A 20,215-nucleotide genomic window follows, 5' to 3' on the forward strand; every position below is an offset into this window, starting at 1 on the left:
AAACAAAATGGTTAAAAATACACATATGAATGTAACAGTTGATTTCACTAATTGGGGTGCAGATAAGTATGATTTGCGCATCCCTGTGCATCAGCCGATTAAAGCATTAATTATCAATTTAGCAGATACACTCAAAATAGAGTACAAAGATCTATCCAAATGCACGATAAAAACAACGAACAAAGCAATTTTACTAAGTGATGACGATAAATTAACTGATTTTCAAATTGCTGATGGTGATATTTTAGAAATTTTATAGAAAAAAAGGAGAATGAAAACGATGAATAAGACAACAGAAATGGACGGAACATCTTACGATTTTACTTATGAAGATTTAGCGTGGAGCGTTAATTTTCCTAAATCAAAAACACGTGCAAAAGAGTTGGCACAACTGGAATTATTAGAGAAACAAGCCGCTCATTTCGTTCCAGCAAAAATTACGAGTGATAGTGATTCCTACACAATTTCTTATGAGATTGCTGAACATACTTATGGTTTTGAACAAGTTCGCAAAATGGAACGTGAAGACAAGTTACGAGCGTTGCGGAATATTGCGGATTTAAGTGGATTACTGAATACACGTTATACTTTTTTCTTGCATCCCGATAATTTGATTTTTGATATAAATTTAGTCCCGAGCATCGTTCACCGCGGGATTAAGAATATTTTACCACCATATGAATTGACCGAAGAAATGTTCTTTAAGCAATATCAGTGTTTTGCGATTGCGATGTTTTCCAAGAAGTTTTCTTTTGAAAATTTATATAATGGCTCGCTTTCGGGTGCTAGAGGGACTCAGTTTGAAAAAAGTATTTTAGATGCAAAAACGATTCAAGATATTGCTGCTATTTTAGAAGAGGCATATATAAAGGAACATAAGGTTGTGAAAAAAAATATGGCAATCGTTCCAAAGAAAAAATACGGGACTTTTCGCGGACTTGCGGTTGGTTTTATTATTGTAGCGATTTTACTGGCTATTCCAGTGAGCTATTTTGCGTTCATCAAAGTGCCACTTCAAAACGATTTACTTACAGCGAATGAGAATTTTCTTAAAACAGACTACGATAAAGTGATTACAGGGCTTGAGAATGTGGATCCTGAAAAAATGCCGCAATCAGTGCAATACGAACTTGCTTATTCCTACGTTAACGGCGAAAAAATGAGTGATAAAAAGAAAGAAAACATTATGAATACTATTAGTTTAAAATCAGATCCGAAAAATTTGCTTTACTGGATTTATAATGGTCGCGGTGAATTTGGTAAGTCACTAGATATTGCGAAACTTTTAGATGACCCAACGCTTGCAATGTACAGCTTAACGAAACAAATGGAACAAGTACAAAGTGATGCAAAACTAAGCGGTGATGAAAAAGTAGAGAAACTAAAAACATTAGAAGAAAATTTAAAAGAATATGATGAAAAAGTTAATACACAAACAGAAGAAACAGAGGCATCAACAAATACAGAAGCAAAATAAGGGAGAATGAACCATGAATAGAGAGGCTTTATTAATTGTTACTAACGGGCAGCAATGTCATAAACACCATTTGTCTCCTCAAAAAGTCGTGACAATTGGTAATACAATCGAACACGAAATTACTTATCCAGAACTAGTTGAATCAATGGAAGTTAAATATGACGAAAACTCGTGGAATGTCGGTACAACAGCACTTCAAGTGAATCAAGTGGTAAAAGTGGATAATCTAGCATTTTATCTTTGCCAAGAGCTAGATACGCAAGTGTATGATGTCGTCATGAACACTTCTGTAGCCTTTGGCGCGGGAACGGAGAATGATGTTACGATTGATGGCACAAAATCAGACTTTTTACTTTTGCGTGATGCGAAGGAAAAACTGTTTAAATTACAAGTTTTAAATGGTGAAATTTATCATAATTTTTCTTTAGTGACAGAAGACTGCGTTCTAGAACCGGGCGATCAGCTCTATACGGACGGTGTGACGATTACAATCGGAAAAGAAGATATTAGTGTGCTTGCTGTAGAAAATCGCGTGACGAGCAAATTAGCGCCTTTATTTGCTGCGGACAATTCGTTCGGGGAAGACTATCCAGATTACCACCGTTCCCCGCGGATTATTTACCGGGCACCAGAAGAGAAAATCAGCATGGCGAAACCTTCTAGCAAGCCATCCAAACCAACAGATGGCTTAATTAAAATTATTTTACCCCCGCTTATCATGGTTGCGATTACTGTGATGATTTCTATTTTCCAACCTCGTGGGCTGTATATTATTATGACCATCGCGATGTCAGCAGTAACGATAACGATGGCGATTATTAATTACATAAAATCACGCAAAAAATACAAAATTGATTCGAAACAAAGAATTGAGAGCTATGATTTATATTTAAAACGAAAAACAAGAGAATTACACGAAACAAGCGAGAAACAGCGTCACGCTTTAACTTATCACTATCCAGATGTAACTGAACTGGAAAAAATGGCGTTACGCGTGGATTCACGCATTTATGAAAAAACAATGTTTCACCATGATTTCTTGACTTTCCGGGTTGGACGCGGCGCAGAAGCAAGCAGTTTTTCCGTCGAATTCCAACAAGAAGAATTTAGCCAGGACAAAGATGAACTTATTGATGAAGCTGTGAAAATCAAAGGACAATATTTATCAATTAATGAAGTGCCAGTTGCGACAGATTTAATGCACGGACCGGTGGGGTATATCGGGCCGCGTCATTTAGTATTAGAGCAACTTCAAATGTTGGTAATGCAAACGTCCCTTTTCCATAGTTATTATGATTTGCAATTTATTAACATTTTCCCAGAAGAAGAGAAGGCGGATTGGGACTGGATGCGCTGGTTACCGCATGCGAATATGCGTGATGTGAATGTGCGTGGTTTTGTTTACCATGAACGTTCGCGCGACCAAGTATTGAATTCTCTTTATCAAATTTTAAAAGAACGTAAACAAGCGCTCACTGAACAAGCGAGCAAGCAGGAAAAATTATACTTCACGCCACATTTTGTAGTTTTAATTACCGATGAAAAATTAGTACTCGACCACACAGTGATGGAATTCTTTAATGAAGATCCAAGCGAACTAGGTGTTTCTTTAGTATTCGTACAAGATGTAATGGAGAGCTTGCCAGAACACGTGAAGACGGTCGTTGATATTCGTGATGCGAAGAGCGGGAACATTATTTTGGAACAAGGCGATCTAGTAAACCGAGCATTCGTGCCGGACCATTTGCCAGCAGATTTTGATAAAGAAGTAATCAGCCGGGCTCTTGCACCACTGAACCATCTTCAAAATTTGAAAAACTCAATCCCAGAATCCGTTACTTTCCTTGAAATGTACGGTGTGGAGCGTGTCGAGGAGCTAAATATTGCCGGACGCTGGGCGAAAAATGAAACGTATAAGAGCCTTGCTGTGCCACTTGGCTTGCGCGGTAAAGACGATATTGTTCAACTGAATCTACATGAAAAAGCGCACGGGCCACATGGTTTGGTAGCGGGGACGACTGGTTCTGGTAAATCAGAAATCATTCAGTCTTATATCATTTCACTTGGCGTCAATTTCCACCCATATGAGGTCGCGTTCTTGCTGATTGACTATAAGGGCGGCGGTATGGCGAACTTATTTAAAAATATGCCACATTTACTAGGAACAATTACAAACTTGGACGGCGCGCAATCGATGCGTGCACTAGCTTCCATCAAAGCCGAATTGCAGAAAAGGCAACGGTTATTTGGCGAGCATGATGTTAACCACATCAACCAATACCAAAAACTATACAAACAAGGAAAAGCGACCGAACCAATGCCGCATTTATTCCTTATTTCAGATGAGTTCGCAGAGTTAAAATCAGAACAACCAGAATTCATGAAAGAACTCGTTTCGACAGCACGTATCGGGCGTTCACTCGGAATCCATTTGATCCTAGCAACCCAAAAACCAAGCGGCGTCGTGGATGACCAAATCTGGTCCAACTCCAAATTCAAACTGGCCCTAAAAGTACAAAATGCCAGCGATTCAAACGAAATTTTGAAAACACCAGACGCAGCAGAAATCACACTACCAGGTCGTTCGTACTTGCAAGTTGGTAATAACGAAATTTACGAACTGTTCCAGAGTGCTTGGAGTGGTGCGGATTACGTGCCAGATAAGGAGAGCCCGGATTATATTGATACGACGATTTATGCGATTAATGACTTGGGTCAGTATGATATTTTGACAGAGGATTTGAGCGGATTAGATAAGAAGGATGATTTAACTAAGTTGCCGAGTGAACTTGATGCGGTGATTGATCATATTCATGCGTATACGGAGGCTTCTGGGATTGAGGCGTTGCCAAGACCTTGGTTGCCGCCACTGGAGGAACGTATTTCGTTAGAAAGCATCAGTACTGTTGATTTTGAAGCAAACTGGCAAAAAGATGAAAAGGATTTAGAACTAACATTAGGAGTACTGGACCAACCGCAGTTACAAGCACAAAACGTTTTGCATTGGAATTTAGAAAAAAATGGACATATGGCAGTGTTTTCTAGTCCTGGTTTCGGAAAATCAACGTTCATGCAAACAGCTATATTTGATTTAGCAAGAAAAAACACACCAGAATTTTTCCATGCATACCTATTAGATTTTGGCACAAATGGTTTACTTTCACTTAAAGGTTTACCACATGTTGCAGATACATTTTCCATTGATGAATCAGAGAAAACGTTAAAATTAGTAAGGCTTCTTAGTCGAGAAATTAAAGAGAGAAAACAATTACTAAGTAAATTTAGCGTAGCCAGTTTGAAAATGTATGAAGAAATAAGTGGCGATAAAAGGCCAATTATTCTACTAGCAATTGATAACTATGATGCAATTAGAGAAGTGGATGAATTTGTAGCAAACCTTGAACCAACTATAGTTCAGATAGCAAGGGAAGGAGCTAGCTTAGGCATTCATTTAATGATTACAGCTAATAACCAAAATGCAATGCGTCTACAGCTACTGTCTAACATTAAAACGCAAATAGCTTTACACTTGAATGAGAAAAATGAGGTAAGCAGTATTGTAGGCAGAAGTGACTACACCATTGAAGAATTACCAGGTCGAGGTTTAATTAAGATTGAAGAACCAACATTGTTCCAAATGGCGCTCCCAAATAATGGAGCCGAAGCAATCGAAATAATCAAGAACAATCAAGATGAAGCAGAGAAAATGACTGAAATTTGGACAGGCAAAAAACCACAATGTATACCAATGGTTCCAGAAACATTAAGTTTTACTCACTTTACCGATCATATGCAAACAAAGAAAATGCTTGAAATGAAATCAATACTACCAATTGGTTTAGAGTATGAGTATGCTAGCCCTGTAGGAATATCATTAGAACAGCACAATCTAGCTATCATCATGCCAACTATAGAATTAGTTCAGCAAATTATCACAAACAGTAGTCATCTACTTGTCAAAAAAGAATTAAGAGAGCTAGTTATCTTTGATACACCTTCTATGGAGTTAATGAAATTAAAAGAGCTCCCCCTAACTTACATTACAAATAGTGAACGAATAGAGGGTAAAATTGACCTTCTATACGGAGCGTTTAAAACGGCAGAACAAGCATATTTAGAAGAACTACAATTAAACAATACAATAACAAAAGAAGAATACTTCAAAAATATGCCACTTGTAGTCGTTGTTATTTATTCAACTGTTCAGCTATACAACCAGTTATCATCAAACACGCAAAAACAATTACTAGAGATGTTAAAATCAGATGGTAAAATGGGAGTACAATTCATTATAGGAAATGACTTGGGAAGCATGGCGAAAGAGTACAGCCCAATTGGAGATACTATTCGCAATTCCAAACAAGTTTTACTAGGTGCTCGATTTGCAGACCAAGCAATTTATAGCCCAACAATCAGAATTGTACAAGAAAAACCACTAGCTCCTCAAGAACTGTATCTACTAATAGAAGGAAATGCAGAAAAGCTTAAGATTCCAAAGGGATAAAATACAGAAGCAGATAGGAGAACAAATGAAGAAAAAAATCATCGGTTTGTTAGCAAGTTTATTATTATTAGGAGGTTGTTTCAATATGAATGAGAAAACAGAGCAAGGAAAAGCACAAGAAGGCACTACTCCTGTACAGGAGTATGTAGGTCAAGGGTTTTCATTTGTGGACGGGGAGAAGTCAGCAGAGCGAGTGAAAAAGGATGAAGAAAAAATCAAGCAAGAAGCGATAAACTACATGAAAAACACATACAAAACAGATGTAAAAGTAAATAATGTAGTCCCCGCGCGTAATGCGGCAGTTGTCATGGTAGAGAGTGAGGAGCCTATTAAATTTCACACCTCCATTATAGTAGGAAAAGTGATTAATAAAGAAGGTGAATGGTTAGCGAGAAGTAATGAAGGGGAGGTAGAAAAAGCGATTGTCGGGGGTTTATATGCAAAGGCATATGAAGCAGAGTTTCGCCATTTAGATACTTTTGCTAATAAAATAGCTAAAGAAAATGATTTATTAGGACTAAGGGATGAAGCGATTGATAAGACAGCTGCAGAAGGCTATATAAGCAACCATTATTTTATTGTAGCAATGGATGTTTACTATCCAAGTGTTTATAATGCTTATCTAAAAAATCAAGAAATTTCAGAAGGTGAATTAAGGAATCTATTTGAGAAAGATGATCCGATGTATGAACATATATCCATCCCAATGGAATTTTATTCTAAAGAAAATAAGCTACCTAAACAAGAGGAAGCGGATGATTTAGCAGAAAAGCTCAAACAGGAAGAAGGGTTACCAAAAGGAAGTTATGATATAAGAGTATATAAAAATGCCATTGTAAACCGAGTGGGCTTGCCCGATGGGGATAACGCAAAAGTAGAAGAAATCGCAAAGTAGTGGGAGTGAAGGTACATGACAACAAAGTTAAAAACATCAGATACAGATTTAATTGAATTAAGTGGGAAATGGGTCTATCAACATCCAAAAGAAGGTACAGAATTAAAAGTTAATGGAAAGATTTATATTGTTAAAGAAGCTGAATACAACAAATCTTCCGGGCTAGACTATATGGTTGTCGAAAATGCAACCACAGGCGAAATCAGCATGGTCTTCGAAGGCACGAAAGGCACCCAAGATTTCCTAACAGACGGCACACTCCCTGGCTCCATCCCTAACACGCAATTAAGAGAAGCTGACGCAGCATACAAAAAAGAAAGCCAAAAATATAACATTAAAAATGTCGCAGGAAACTCTCTAGGTGGTGGTTTATCTAATTATGTAGCTTCTAAAAATGATGGCATAAGGAGCGTCACATACAATCCAGCTATCCTACCCAAAGGAACGTACGACAAAAATAATCCGAGAATTACTAACTATTTAAGTGAATATGATCCACTAACCTTAGGGGAACGTGGGGCAGGATATGGAGATCGGCTACCAGGAGAATCACACATTCTTCAAAATAATGTCCCTTGGCTGCAAACCATTCTTTCTAATCATACGGGTTATGATGATGCAGGTCTCACTGTTAACGGTAAAAAAATCCCCATTGATGCGGATGCTTATCTTCCAGTCGGTATTTGGAGTGGAAAGGTTTTGACAAGTGGAGGAAAAGGGCAGAAAATCGATATGAACCCGGACAATATCCGTATTTTAGCCAATAGTTTACGGACACGAATGACGGAACAAGTAAATGCAGGGCAGTTTTATTTAGATACAGCTGTTGACTTAGTGAATAATGAGGGAAGTCATTTGGATGATAGAACGGTTTCTTTACAGAAATCATTTGAAAGATTGTTGGCGGAAGGAGAATTTGGAGGAATTATTACTTCATTTGCTAATTATGCTGAGTTTCGAGATGGAATGGAAGAAGCTAATCCAGTATGTTTTGCGGCATTAGATGTGATGCAGAGAGTGAGGACTTTACCAATATTAGGAGAGTTGCTAGATGTGGTTTCAGGTACTTTCTTAAGTGTTGGAGGTTTTTTGAGCGATATCCCGGTTCTTGTTGGAGATCTTGCTTTAAAGATAGAAGATACAATGGATCAAGTATCGAAAGTCAAAATGCAGGCTGTACCGGAACTGTTTAAAGGAATTGATAATCAGTACTTGAGCGATGCAATGGTGGCAGAACTAAAAGAGCATTATAAAATATTGGATGATAATAAAGATTTGGTCGTTAAGCAAGTATTAACTTTTAGCTCCCAAGTCACGTATGTATCGAATGAACTTGAAAAAGCAGATAAACTTTTAAGCGCAACGCAAAAAGTCCAAAGTGTTGGAGCACCGCCAGCGACACAAGCGTATGTCTTAAAAGAATCAAAAGCTTTGAAAGACGGGATGGGGAAGAAACAGCGCTTATTAGATAGAAACTATAAAGCATTCACTAATAAAACAACTAGCTTATTAATACCAGCATTAAGTGGGGTTTATAGTATTGTCAATCAATTAAAACAAGCCATTAGATCAGCTATACAGCACTTGAGAAATCTTCAAACAGGCTTTTCAATGGTGAAAATTCCCTTTACAGATGTAGACAATCGAGCAAAAGAGGAATTAGGAGAGTGTATAAAAAAATTGCAAGAAATACTATTAACAGTAAAAGGCGTAGGAAGTGCGGTAAAAGATTTGCAATCAAATTTGCCAAACGTGTTAGCTGCTTACCGTCCTTATATTGACACGGCATTATTTGATGGTACAAAATTCCGTGATGTTATTTTGTTAAATAAAGCAGCAGCAAATATCTTCCATAGTGCGGAAATGATTTTTGGAGATATTAAGCATCAATTAAGTGGGAACGATTCAGCTGCTATTTCTGCGTTAGATAAGTTAGCTGTAAAAACTAGTAAAAATATGAAAATCTTATTAGAGCAAATAAAGCGTGGAAGTATCAATGTTTAGTATTTGAGAAATTAAATCGGTAAAAATTTTATTGGGGAAATATTTTAATGCTAAATTCACAAGGGACATGGACGGTATAGTCGCGGGAATTGTGTGTTTAAGCATTTTATATTAGACGTTAAAGGGATAATGGGGCTGGCAAATATAAAGAGCATAATAGCAAAACTACGGTTGATGATTGGTGGAATATTATTTTTTCATTAGTAGAAAAAGAGAAGAAATCGAAAGTTGACCGAAAAAATGCAATAGAATTTTTTCGACGAATTTCAAAGAGAGAATAAAAACTAACTATGTACGGGAACAAGTAGTCTAAGATGAGTGAGAAAATCTTAGGCTACTTAGTGTACATTAGGAGTTTTGGGTTATTAAATACTACAATATGGAACAAAGACAGGAGAACAAATGAAAAAAATCATCCTAAGTTTATTCGCAGCAGTATTTTTACTATCCGGATGTTTCAATATGAATGAGAAAACAGAGCAAGAGAAAGCGCAAGAAGGTACTACTCCTGTACAGGAGTATGTAGGTCAAGGATTTTCGTTTGTGGACGGGGAGAAGTCGGCAGAACGAGTGAAGGAGTATGAAGAAGAGATTAAACAAAAAGCCATAGAATATGTGCAGGCTAAATATAAAACAAAGGTAAAAGTAAATAATGTAGTACCAGCCCGAAATGCAGCAGTTGTTATGGTAGAGAGTGAGGAGCCTATTCAGTTTCATACATATGTAATTGTAGGTTTGATTTTAAATAAAGATGAAGTTGGGAATGCAAGAAGTGATGAGGGGGAAGTAGAAAAAGCAATCGTTGGTGGTTTATACGCAAAGGCATATGAAGAAGAATTTAAAAATCTAGATGTCTTTGCTGAAAAAATTGCGAAAGAAAATAACTTATTAGGAATGCGAGCGGAGGCAATTGATAAAACTGCATCTGATGGATATACCAGTAATTACTATTTCCTTTCAATTTTCGCCTTAGATTACCCAAGTGTCTATAATGCTTACTTAGAAAACCCAAAAATTTCGGCAGAGGAATTAAAGAAACTTTTTGAAAAAGATGATTCTACAAGTAAAAATATATCAATTCCAATGAAATTTTTTGTTAGAGGAAACAAGCTCCCTGAGCAAGGAGTCGCGGATAATTTAGCAAGTGAAATTAAACAAGAAGAAGGAATTCCTAAAGGGAGATATGCAGTTTTGATTTATAAGAATTTTATTGTTGATCGAGTGGGATTACCAGATGGAGAAAGTGTAGATGTAGAAGGAATCATTAAATAAAAGGGAGATTAGACTATGCCAGAAAAACTAAAAACATCAGATGCAGATTTAATAGAGTTAAGTGGTAAATGGGTTTATAAGCACCCTGGAGAACTTAGTAATATCAATGTTAATGGCACCAAATACGAAGTCAGAGCAGGTGAATATAACAAAGCATCTGGTCTTGACTATATAATTGTAGAGAATTTATCCACAGGCGAAATTAGCATGATTTTCGAAGGCACCCAAGATTTCCTAACAGACGGCACACTCCCTGGCTCCATCCCTAACACGCAATTAAGAGAAGCTGACGCAGCATACAAAAAGTAAAGTCAAAAATACACTATTAAATAATTATGTTGCCTCCAATAAAGATAATATAGCTATTATCTTATTCTGATATAATGTAATTTGAATAGTCAAAGATAAAGAAGTAAAACTTAGACCACTTAATATACATAAGGATTTTTAGGTTTGAGAAGAGTTTTTTAGTTCAAATGCGATAAGCATAGTAGTGAGATTTTCTGAGGCACTGAAAGAAAAGTATAGAAGAAAAACACGAACTAAAAGTACAAAACACAAAAGATTAAATAACCACTACCTAAAAAAACATCCATGTTAATTTTCCTGGCACCCCCAATCCCCACACCTGCTATACTAACCCCATCCTAACAAATGGAGTTGAAACCAATGACAAAAAACTTTAAAAAACTAAAATCCTTACACGAACTCCCCGCCCCACTAATCTTCTACAACTGCTGGGACGTCGCTTCTGCCAGAGCCATCCAACAAGGCGGAGCACCCAGTAATAGCGACAAGCAGTTATGCAATTGCAGAGTCACTCGGCGCTGTGGACGGGGAGCATTTAACTTTTGACGAAACGTCTTTAATTGTTTCACGCATTGCCGCGAATGTGAGTTTGCCGCTGACCGTCGACATAGAGACTGGGTATTCCAGTGATTTGGAGGGACTGGCTCAGAATATGGAGCGGTTGCTGGCGATTGGTGTTTGTGGCGCAAACTTGGAAAACCAGCTTATTGGTACTGCAAATCCGGGGTTATGCAGGACTGAGACGCAATGTGATAAAATCAAGACAATTAAAGAAACAGCGGCGAAAATGAGTACGGAAATTTTTATCAATGCGCGTACAGATGTTTTTTCCAAGGGCGGGATGAGACGGTAGACTTGGTGGAAGAAGCGATTAAAAGGGCAAAGGCATACAAGGAGGCTGGGGCGGATGCTATTTTTATTCCGGGTCTGTTATCACCAAAATTAATTCGCGCATTTGTTGAAAAATCGCCACTTCCGGTCAATGTTATGAAGATGGATGGGATGCTCTCAAACGAGGACTTACAAAAAATCGGTGTGAAAAGAATCAGTTATGGACCGTTTAGTTTTTTTCAGGCTAATTTAGCGATTCAGCAGGAAGTTGAGCAAATTTTCGAAGGAGGGGGAGCCTTATGATAACAAATCAGAGGGATATTGATAAATATTATGATATGTTAGTGGAGAAAAATTCTAATTATGAAGGAGTATTCTTTGTTGGAGTAAAAACTACTGGGATACTTTGTCGCCCAACGTGTCCGGCGAAGAAACCTTTAAAAGAAAATTGTGAGTTTTTCAGTACAGCAAAGGAGGCGCTACTTGCATCTTACCGGCCTTGCAAGCGTTGTGAACCGCTCTCCAATCCGACGAAATTGTCTCCAGCTGTGAAGTTACTTGTTGATGCAATTGAGAAAAATCCGGAGAAAAAGTGGACGGATAAAGATTTTGATGAATTATCCATTAGTGCAAATACAGCGCGGCGCCAGTTTAAGAAGCAGTTTGGGATGACTTTTATTGAGTACGCGCGGTCGCGGCGGCTTGGACTTGCTTTTAAGCATATTCGGAGTGGGGATTCAATTATTAATGCGCAACTTGATAGTGGTTATGAGTCTGGAAATGGGTTCCGAGATGCTTTTTCAAAAACGATGGGGGATGTTCCTCATAAATCAAAAGATATAACGATTTTGTATTCTGCTTGGATTGAAACTAAGCTAGGTTCCATGTTGGTAATTTCCGATGATGATAAATTACTTCTGCTAGAATTTGTTGATCGGAAAGGATTAGAAACTGAAATAAAAAAGCTGCGAATGCGATTGAAAGCAGCAATTTTCCCTGAAAAAACAGCCGTAATTAAACAAGTAGAAGAAGAATTAGGAAGATATTTTGATGGTGAACTAGTTAATTTTGAGACACCAATTCGTTATATCGGTTCTGAATTTCAACAAAGTGTTTGGAATGAACTGCGACGAATTCCGGTAGGCGAAACGATTTCGTACAAAAGTTTGGCAGAAAAACTAGGGCGGCCAACAGCGAGTCGAGCTGTGGCAAGAGCAAATGGGGCTAACCAATTATCCCTCATCGTCCCGTGCCATCGTGTAATCAATACTAACGGAGCATTAGGAGGTTACGGCGGTGGTCTTGCCCGAAAAGAATGGCTAATTAAACATGAAAAGATGGTTCCAAAGTAACGCGGAACCATCTTTTTTCAATTATTTAACCCGTATTCCAAATAACGGCATCAAGGCAGGAGCATGTGAATAATCAATGCTCACGCCCTTCAAATCTTGCGGCATCGCAGTGATAGACTCAAAAATGCAAGAACTAAGATCAATACCATTTAGCGCACAATTCAAAAACTGAGCTTTATTCAAGTCAAGTCGTTCCAAATAGGTATCGACCAGTTGAGCCCCACTAAAATCACTATTCGTATACGCACCCGCCTCAAATGCCACCCATTTCAAGTTAGCATAACGAAAGGCAACATAATCCGCATAACAATCAACAAAAACGCAATTTCTAAGCGTAGCATCACTGAAATTCACACCAATTAATTTACAATTTTCAAAACGTACCCGGTGAATAACGGCGCCCATTAAATCTAAATTCGACAAATCGCAATTTTTAAATACAACATCAGTCAAATTCGCGCTTACAAGAGAAACCGAATCAAAAACACAACCATCAAAAACAATCGTTTCTAAATGAAAATGCTCGAAAATTTCCCCGGTTAGCGTCGTTTTTCTAAAGATTTGCTCACTAACTTCTCCAATATCTTCAATAAAATATGTATCATTCGGATAAACCGTCAAATCCCCATCAGGAATCCGCGGCGCAGTAATTTTTTTCATGATTTTAAACCTCGCTTCCGCTTCTATTATATCGTATTTTGCTAGGAAAAGGTGCGTAAAATCGTTTACCTTTCATAAGAAACGGATTACAATGAAATAAGGGTAAAAATGGCACTTGAGGAGTGAATGAGATGACAGCAAGCGTATTTATAGCAGGAAAATTACTACCAGAAACGATGGAAGCTCTAGATAAATGGGATGTGAAGGCTTTTTCAGGTGAGGAAAATATTACAGAAGCAGAGTTAATAAAAAATGTAACGGAAGTGGATGCGATTATTTGCCCGCTTTCTTCCCCAATTACGGCAAAAGTATTGGAATCGGCAAAAAATCTTAAAATCGTGGCGAATATTGGCGCTGGTTTTGACAATATTAATGTAAAAAAAGCGCAGGAGCTGGGCATCGCGGTAACTAACACACCGGATGTATCCACAGAAGCGACGGCGGAATTAACTCTCGGATTGATTTTAGATGTGGCGCGAAGAATTTCAGCAGGTGACCGTTTATGTCGTGAAACACCTGAGCAATTTAAAGGATGGGCACCGACATTCTTTTTAGGCACGGAATTAAGCGGTAAGACGCTGGGAATTATAGGTTTAGGAAGAATCGGTCAGGCTGTTGCAAAACGCGCGGCTGCTTTTGGAATGAAAATCATTTATTCTGGGCACCACCCGAAAGAAGCAGCGAAACAATGGGATGCGGAGTTTGTAAGTCAGGATGAACTATTAAAGCGCAGTGATGTTGTGACAATTCACGCAGCATATAGTCCGAGCTTGAAACATTTGTTGAATGAAACTACACTTAATACAATGAAGTCGAGTGCTTTTTTAATTAACGCGGCTCGCGGTCCTGTTGTAGAAGAATCTGCATTAATTAATGCGCTCGAAACAGGCGTTATTGCTGGTGCTGCGCTTGATGTATTTGAATTTGAACCTAAAATTGGAGCTGAACTAGGCAAACTAGAAAATGTCGTTTTAACGCCGCACATCGGTAATGCAACCATAGAAACCCGCACAGAAATGGGACGAATGGCGATCTCGAACGTCGAAGCAGTTTTAGCAGGAAAACAACCACTACATTCCGTTTACTAAGTTAAGAAACACAGTCATGGTAAGGTGCTGTGGCTGTGTTTTTACACCAAATTATGGTATAATATTTTTTGTCGGAATACGACGAGGGTTGTTAGCTCAGTTGGTAGAGCAGCTGACTCTTAATCAGCGGGTCGGGGGTTCGAAACCCTCACAACCCATAAAAAACAAACGCCAGTGACTGTTAAAGTCGTTGGTGTTTTGTCATTTTTACGAGGAAAATGTTAATAATTTCAATATTAAGGTACTTTCTTTTTAATCATTTATCAATTACATAGAAAACGAGTAAAATTCCAAAGAATCTAATAATAACTATATGATATATTAAAAGGAGCTGTTCCAGTGAGTAGAATTGACATCGGAGAAATACAAGCTTTTTTATACCAATTACGTGCAGCCAATGAATTAGGGAGAAAAACTATCCAATCTATCAAAACGGCTGTGACAAAGTATGTAGGAGATAATAGTTTAAAGGGAAAAGCAGTTGATGCATCGAAAACATATTATCAAACGACTTATTTCCCCCTCTGTGATGCAATAATCGAAGCCATGGACGAAAGTGAAGAAAGATTGCAGCAGTATATTCAAGATTTCCATGCACAAGTTGATAGTTCACCAGACGCTAGAATCGATGCGGATGGTTTATATGAACTTGGTAAAATGATTGATCGAATAGAAAGCAAAAAAGAAGCCTTAGCTCAGCGAATGAACAGTGGAACAGAAGGGCAAATGCAAAGTTATCGTTCACAATTAGCCGTTGCGTATAAACAGGAAAACATTCTCGAAAAATATTTGTCATTTGAACAAAGCCACGCTAGCTTCTTTGACCATTTGATTGACTTAGTTCAAGCAGTTCAGCAAACCATCCGCGAACTCCAGTCTAATATCCAGTTCAACAGCCAGACAGGCACTTACGATCTAAGTAAGCTGAATCAAGCTACAGTGAGCCGAATGCAACAAGCATTGAATAAATCACGAGGTATCAAAGAGGACATTATAAAAGAACTACGGGACTACACAGTGCTTGCAGTGGTATATTTAGATAGTAATGGAAAAGAACAAGTCATGTGGTTATTAGAGCGAGATGGCTTGGGAGTGGAGAATGCCGAACTCAAAGCATATTTAACAGAAAATGGAAAATACCTAAACCCAGAAAACTATACGATTATTACGAATGAAGATTTAAACAAAAAAATCAACCAAGCTTGGCGAGATGGTGTTTATTATCTAAATGGTAATAAGTATGATGGCTTAACTGGCGGTGTTTTATCTGCCTCGGCATATGTTGAAACCGGGAAAGGGTATATAGATAAGAGTGGGTTGGCGGACGTTGCGCTGGGGCTTGGGTTGAGTACGGCTGCGATTAGAGGTAGTACTACGTTTGGTAATCAACAAAATGTATCAAACGTTCCAAATAGTTCGAAAAATAGTGCACAGTATCAAAAATATAAGAATGAGTTAATGAAGGGTGACATACTCGAAAACTCCAAACCCATTATATTTGGATCTGATTTAAAAGATTCCAAGGTGGTTTCCGCGCTAACTAATAATGGAGGTACCATGTCAGATTGGGCAAAAATGGAATCAACATATAGTTATGAAACCTTAATGGGAAGAGGAAAGGTTCACTACTATAAAAACTTAAAAACAGGTGAGATTAATTTTTATGATGTAAAAATGAAAGTACCTATCCCTAAAGATCTTAAAATTAGAAACCAACTTACCGATGATTTTTGGATTGTAGACTTAGATAATAATTTCATACCAAAAGGAGTTAGATGATATGATTGTAAAAGTAATTTCTAACAAAGCAAATAGAGATATTACCATTAATAAACTTTATCCAGTTATTATAAAAAAAGATGATGAAATTAGGATAGTTGATGATTTTGGTGGATTATCAATATATGAGCTTAAGGACTTTCAAGTTTATAAAGAAAATATTAGTTCTTACAAAATGAATAATAATTGTATTGTTTATAAGTCAGTGGATTATCCAACTTTTTTAGAAAACTATTATAATGATGACAAAAAAGCTTTGAACGAGGTAACTTATAGTTTGATAAACATATTTGAAGAGGATTTAAATTCAGAGGAACTAGTTGAATTAATTACATCAGAAGAATATTCAAATGATGAAAAAATGGTATTTGTTGAAGCGATAGAAAATAAAATAACTGATAGCTCTGTCAAAATATTAGCCAAGTATTTTCAAAAAAAGCAGGATATAGAACCAGAATATTTGTTGTCTATATGTAAACTTCTATCTAAATATCAAAATCAAGAAGTTTATGATTTATTTTTAAAATATATTAGCGATGATACAATTAATAATGAGGCTGTGCAGAACATAATTGTTGAGTATTTCAATAAGTGTAATTAAAACTTTTGCTTTCGCGAAAGAATTTAGGGGATTGTAAACAAATAATAGTGATAAAATTGAGAGACTAAATAAAGTGGATTCCCTCATTGAATCGATTCACAATCGTGGGATAAGAAAATAAATTGTGAGAAGCAAAGTATTATTTGCTTTTCGATTAGCAAGAAATTCCCTGATTTACAAAGTTACTTTAGTAATCTCTGACTATCTAGGCTTTAAATGACGAGAGACACTGAATTCCTTTGAAAGAATAATCTTAGTGTTTTAAATATTAGTTGCTATGAAATAATATTTAATTCAGTTTTAAGAAACATGATAAAACCATATAGTTAGTGAAGCTTTTTTATTATTAATATTATGAAACATCTTTATAGGAGGCATTAGTTATTTTAAAAACAATAATAGGAACCTTAATTGCTCAAAGAAAGTCCAGAAAAATTAATGAATTAGAATGGAGGCAAGAAAATTACCGAGCGAAAAAAGAAAATTTAACTGAAGTATATAAATCTTTAATCTTAATAGTTAATCTATTTCCAAATGAAGGACCAAGTGATATTATTAAAGATATTAAATACGGGCCATATTATAGCATGGAGAATTACAAAGGAATTTTTCGCACCCTAGATTATAAAATTGAAGATTATGAGAAGCAGAAAAGTTTTTCGAATTTTGATTATGAAAAAAAGAATGATATTGATGTTGAAATATCAAACATAAAATATGCTAAAGATAAATTTGCTAGGAATTATAAATCATATCAAAGGCTGTAAAAGATTTTGATCATTTTAATAGTTCAGATAAAGCGATTTTCAATCTTTATGCAGGAGCACATGTTCTGAATTGTCTTGTTAATTTTGAAATTGTCATAGATAATGTTTTTATTTCTGGGATGTGTGTAAGTATTCCAGATAGTCCTTTTGAGGATAGTATCAAAATAGCTAGAGAAAAACTAATTAATGCTATGAAAAATGATATTGGAATGACTTGAAATACATTGATTTTTTCATACTACAATAAAAAACTTAGTTATAAGTAGTAATAGATTTATTGAATATAAAAGATAGAGGCTCTCTAATATGTATAAAGGTATTTTCCTCTTAATCAGCGGGTCGGGGGTTCGAAACCCTCACAACCCATATTGGAAAACCCCAACAGTTCAATAATTGTTGGGGTTTTTATTATGTCAAGATTATTCATCAGACAATAAGTCTTCGGGAGATATGTGGTATTTATTTTGCTTTGTGACATCAGCTCCATTTTCCAGTAAAATAGCTATTGATTTAGCTTCTTTAGGTAACTCCATTGCTGCACGCCATAATGCTGTATTTCCATTATTATCTTTAGCATCAATAATTGCTCCCTTTGAAATCAAGTACTCAACTATTTCCGCATTGTCATTTATTGAAGCTAAATGTAAAGCAGTCAATCCATTTTTATCATGTAAATTCAAATCGCTACCTTTTTCAATCAAATATGCAATAATACTCATTTTTCCTTCTACGACTGCTGACATTAATAACGACCGGCTGTCTCGATCCACACCATTTAGGCCATATTTATTTAGAAAATCGTCAATCTTAGAAAAGTTATTACTTAGTAGCAATGGATATAGTTCATTTTCATTAAACATGTTTTGCACCTCTTCAAATTATTTTTTCTCCGCTTTTGGTTTCCTTATATGAGGTTTTATAGCCAATTTGTATGCGGTGAAAGCGCTTAAATTCCACTGATTATTGTGTAGGTATACTATACCAATTATTTTATAATTTTAGTAGGTTTTCTATTTTTTCAATCAAACGTCATTTTAGTTGTACACTTCGCCCGCATGTTATATCCTTTATTTATAAAGACATAAAAAATACAACATAGAAAAGAGAGCTTTAAATGAAGATAAAAAAATGGTTGATAGTAATATTGTCAGTAATAGTTATTTGTGCAGTAGTTTTCGGAATAAAGTGGTTGTTATATAGAGATAATCTTGTAGAAATGATGCAAGTGGACGGGATTCTATATATAGTGACGTATGAACCTGCAAAGCAAGAAGATGCTTTAGAGAAAATTGGCGAGATAGAGCATAGAATTCGCCATTACCAAATACCAGATGAAGATTTCACCTCTAATTATTTAAGTGAAGGAACAGAAATTTATAAAGCAAAAAATGGAGATGAATTCCCAATGACTATTTTGTTTAAAGAGCATGGCGAATATTTTATTGCATCGAAAACTACGGAGCAACCTAATCAGCAACAATAATTTTTTATCTATATGTATTGTAAAAAATCTAGCACCAATGACTGGTAAAGTCATTGGTGTTTTTTATGAGCAAATAAGTGATTTATTTTTGACATAATTTAAACAAATTAATAGATAATAAAAAGCTAGACATTTATATAAATGTACATAAACTGGCTATTTTTGTTTTGTATTAATAAAAATAACCTTAAAAATGCTCTTTAATGAAGCAGTGAATTTTCGTTAATTTGAAGTAGAAATTAAAAAAGTATTTTTTTGAAAACCTTATCAAATGTTCATAAATAGCTATTCATGTTTTTTTTTAGTACTAATCAAGCAGAAAATGTTACGAAAAAATGGCGAGAAATAGTATAAATCACGTAAATCAGTTGTAAATGAGTGTACGAATTAAATTACTTTTGCTAGATAATAAGAAATGTGATGGAAATTCAGAAAGGATGGTAGCAACTATGAAGTATATCGATTACCACGATTATATGCAGAGAGATGCAATCATATATGCATATCTGTTAAATAATTTTTCTTATGTTCGTAAAAAGTTAAAGGCATGGGAAAGTACCACTGTTGATAGGGAACATATTTTGTTGGTGAAAAGTGGAGTGGTATTTGAGGAAATCAATGGAAATAAAAAAGGAATAGCACGATGTTTTTTCCCAAAAAGTTTAATTTTCCCTACTAGAAATCCAGTGGTATTAAAGGCTTTCGAAGCTTCTGAAATTTGTTTTATTGATGCTGAAACTGCTTTCGGGAAATTGGAAAAAGATCAAATTTTATCAAATTTTTTCTTGCAAATTGCAGAAAAAAACGAGGAAGACATGCGAAGACAAGCATTACTTGGCACAGAAAAATCAAAAAATAAAATTATATCGACACTTAATTTTTTACTTGAAAACCATAAATCCAATAGTAAGGTTCCGGTTTTTCCCGAATGGCTACAAATAAATATTTTAGCAAAATTAGCGAATTGTTCCATCTCTACTATTTCTTCAACTGTAAATGAATTGCATATGGAAGGGATACTAGATATTAAATCCTCCCCTTGGAAACTGAAAAGCAAGGAAGGTAAGATAGAAATTTTTGATAATGAGCCACAGAAAATTAATACTAATAAAAGAAAACAAATAAGCAATGCTTTTTAATGGTACAAGGCTTGAAGAAATGACTCAAGTACTTTTCCAGGCACAAAAAATCAA

Annotated in this window: 14 protein-coding genes, 1 tRNA gene and 3 pseudogenes; 16 read left to right on the top strand and 2 right to left on the bottom strand. The window is 36.0% G+C overall.

Features of this window, described 5'->3' with window-relative positions; translation table 11 throughout:
- Positions 1–7 precede the first annotated feature (7 nt).
- The 9 genes and pseudogenes from HCB38_RS10165 (at position 8) to HCB38_RS10205 (ending at position 12,644) form a co-directional block, all read left to right on the top strand.
- Positions 8–259, top strand: a complete 252-nt coding sequence (locus tag HCB38_RS10165; protein ID WP_185319575.1) for an EsaB/YukD family protein — start codon at positions 8–10, stop codon at positions 257–259.
- Between the two features lie 21 nt (positions 260–280).
- On the top strand, positions 281–1,477 hold the full coding sequence (gene essB, locus HCB38_RS10170) for a type VII secretion protein EssB (protein WP_185638424.1): 1,197 nt from the start codon (positions 281–283) through the stop codon (positions 1,475–1,477).
- 13 nt (positions 1,478–1,490) lie between these two features.
- Positions 1,491–5,981, top strand: a complete 4,491-nt coding sequence (gene essC, locus HCB38_RS10175) for a type VII secretion protein EssC (protein WP_185638426.1) — start codon at positions 1,491–1,493, stop codon at positions 5,979–5,981.
- Positions 5,982–6,006: 25 nt separating this feature from the next.
- Positions 6,007–6,876: a DUF1672 family protein gene (locus HCB38_RS10180; protein WP_185619256.1), complete on the top strand. Its 870-nt coding sequence runs from the start codon at positions 6,007–6,009 to the stop codon at positions 6,874–6,876.
- Positions 6,877–6,891: 15 nt separating this feature from the next.
- On the top strand, positions 6,892–8,880 hold the full coding sequence (locus HCB38_RS10185; protein ID WP_185619258.1) for an SA1320 family protein: 1,989 nt from the start codon (positions 6,892–6,894) through the stop codon (positions 8,878–8,880).
- 402 nt (positions 8,881–9,282) lie between these two features.
- Positions 9,283–10,152, top strand: a complete 870-nt coding sequence (locus tag HCB38_RS10190) for a DUF1672 family protein (protein ID WP_185319570.1) — start codon at positions 9,283–9,285, stop codon at positions 10,150–10,152.
- A 15-nt stretch (positions 10,153–10,167) separates the two neighbouring features.
- Positions 10,168–10,458: pseudogene (locus HCB38_RS10195) on the top strand (SA1320 family protein); the annotation flags it as partial.
- Between the two features lie 363 nt (positions 10,459–10,821).
- Positions 10,822–11,595 (top strand): annotated as a pseudogene (locus HCB38_RS10200) (isocitrate lyase/PEP mutase family protein).
- Positions 11,592–12,644, top strand: coding sequence for a bifunctional transcriptional activator/DNA repair enzyme AdaA (locus HCB38_RS10205; RefSeq protein ID WP_185638431.1), 1,053 nt, complete (start codon positions 11,592–11,594; stop codon positions 12,642–12,644). The pseudogene HCB38_RS10200 and the gene HCB38_RS10205 overlap by 4 nt, the downstream one beginning before the upstream one ends.
- Before the next feature lie 21 nt (positions 12,645–12,665).
- Here the strand turns inward: HCB38_RS10205 and HCB38_RS10210 are convergent, their stop codons facing one another.
- The gene (locus tag HCB38_RS10210; RefSeq protein WP_185319567.1) at positions 12,666–13,304 is read right to left on the bottom strand and encodes a pentapeptide repeat-containing protein; all 639 of its coding nucleotides are present in this window, start codon (positions 13,302–13,304) and stop codon (positions 12,666–12,668) included.
- Between the two features lie 131 nt (positions 13,305–13,435).
- Here HCB38_RS10210 and HCB38_RS10215 point away from each other — a divergent pair, with 131 nt between their 5' ends.
- From HCB38_RS10215 to HCB38_RS10235, 5 genes and pseudogenes are all read left to right on the top strand, one after another.
- Entirely contained in the window at positions 13,436–14,392 is a 957-nt protein-coding gene (locus HCB38_RS10215; protein WP_185638433.1) for a 2-hydroxyacid dehydrogenase family protein, read from the top strand.
- A gap of 85 nt (positions 14,393–14,477) precedes the next feature.
- A tRNA-Lys gene (locus HCB38_RS10220) sits at positions 14,478–14,550 on the top strand.
- 181 nt (positions 14,551–14,731) lie between these two features.
- The gene (locus HCB38_RS10225) at positions 14,732–16,171 is read left to right on the top strand and encodes an LXG domain-containing protein (protein ID WP_185638435.1); all 1,440 of its coding nucleotides are present in this window, start codon (positions 14,732–14,734) and stop codon (positions 16,169–16,171) included.
- A gap of 1 nt (position 16,172) precedes the next feature.
- Positions 16,173–16,772, top strand: coding sequence for a hypothetical protein (locus HCB38_RS10230; RefSeq protein ID WP_185638437.1), 600 nt, complete (start codon positions 16,173–16,175; stop codon positions 16,770–16,772).
- A 383-nt stretch (positions 16,773–17,155) separates the two neighbouring features.
- Positions 17,156–17,757: pseudogene (locus tag HCB38_RS10235) on the top strand (hypothetical protein).
- A gap of 201 nt (positions 17,758–17,958) precedes the next feature.
- Here HCB38_RS10235 and HCB38_RS10240 read toward each other — a convergent pair.
- Positions 17,959–18,399 carry an ankyrin repeat domain-containing protein gene (locus tag HCB38_RS10240; protein WP_185319559.1) on the bottom strand — a complete coding sequence of 147 codons (441 nt, stop codon included), beginning with the start codon at positions 18,397–18,399 and terminating at the stop codon, positions 17,959–17,961.
- 254 nt (positions 18,400–18,653) lie between these two features.
- Here HCB38_RS10240 and HCB38_RS10245 point away from each other — a divergent pair, with 254 nt between their 5' ends.
- Entirely contained in the window at positions 18,654–19,022 is a 369-nt protein-coding gene (locus HCB38_RS10245; protein ID WP_185319558.1) for a hypothetical protein, read from the top strand.
- Positions 19,023–19,471: 449 nt separating this feature from the next.
- Entirely contained in the window at positions 19,472–20,161 is a 690-nt protein-coding gene (locus HCB38_RS10250) for a cyclic nucleotide-binding domain-containing protein (protein WP_185319557.1), read from the top strand.
- The last annotated feature ends 54 nt before the right edge of the window (positions 20,162–20,215 follow it).

The organism is Listeria farberi, assembly GCF_014229295.1.
Classification (GTDB): domain Bacteria; phylum Bacillota; class Bacilli; order Lactobacillales; family Listeriaceae; genus Listeria; species Listeria farberi.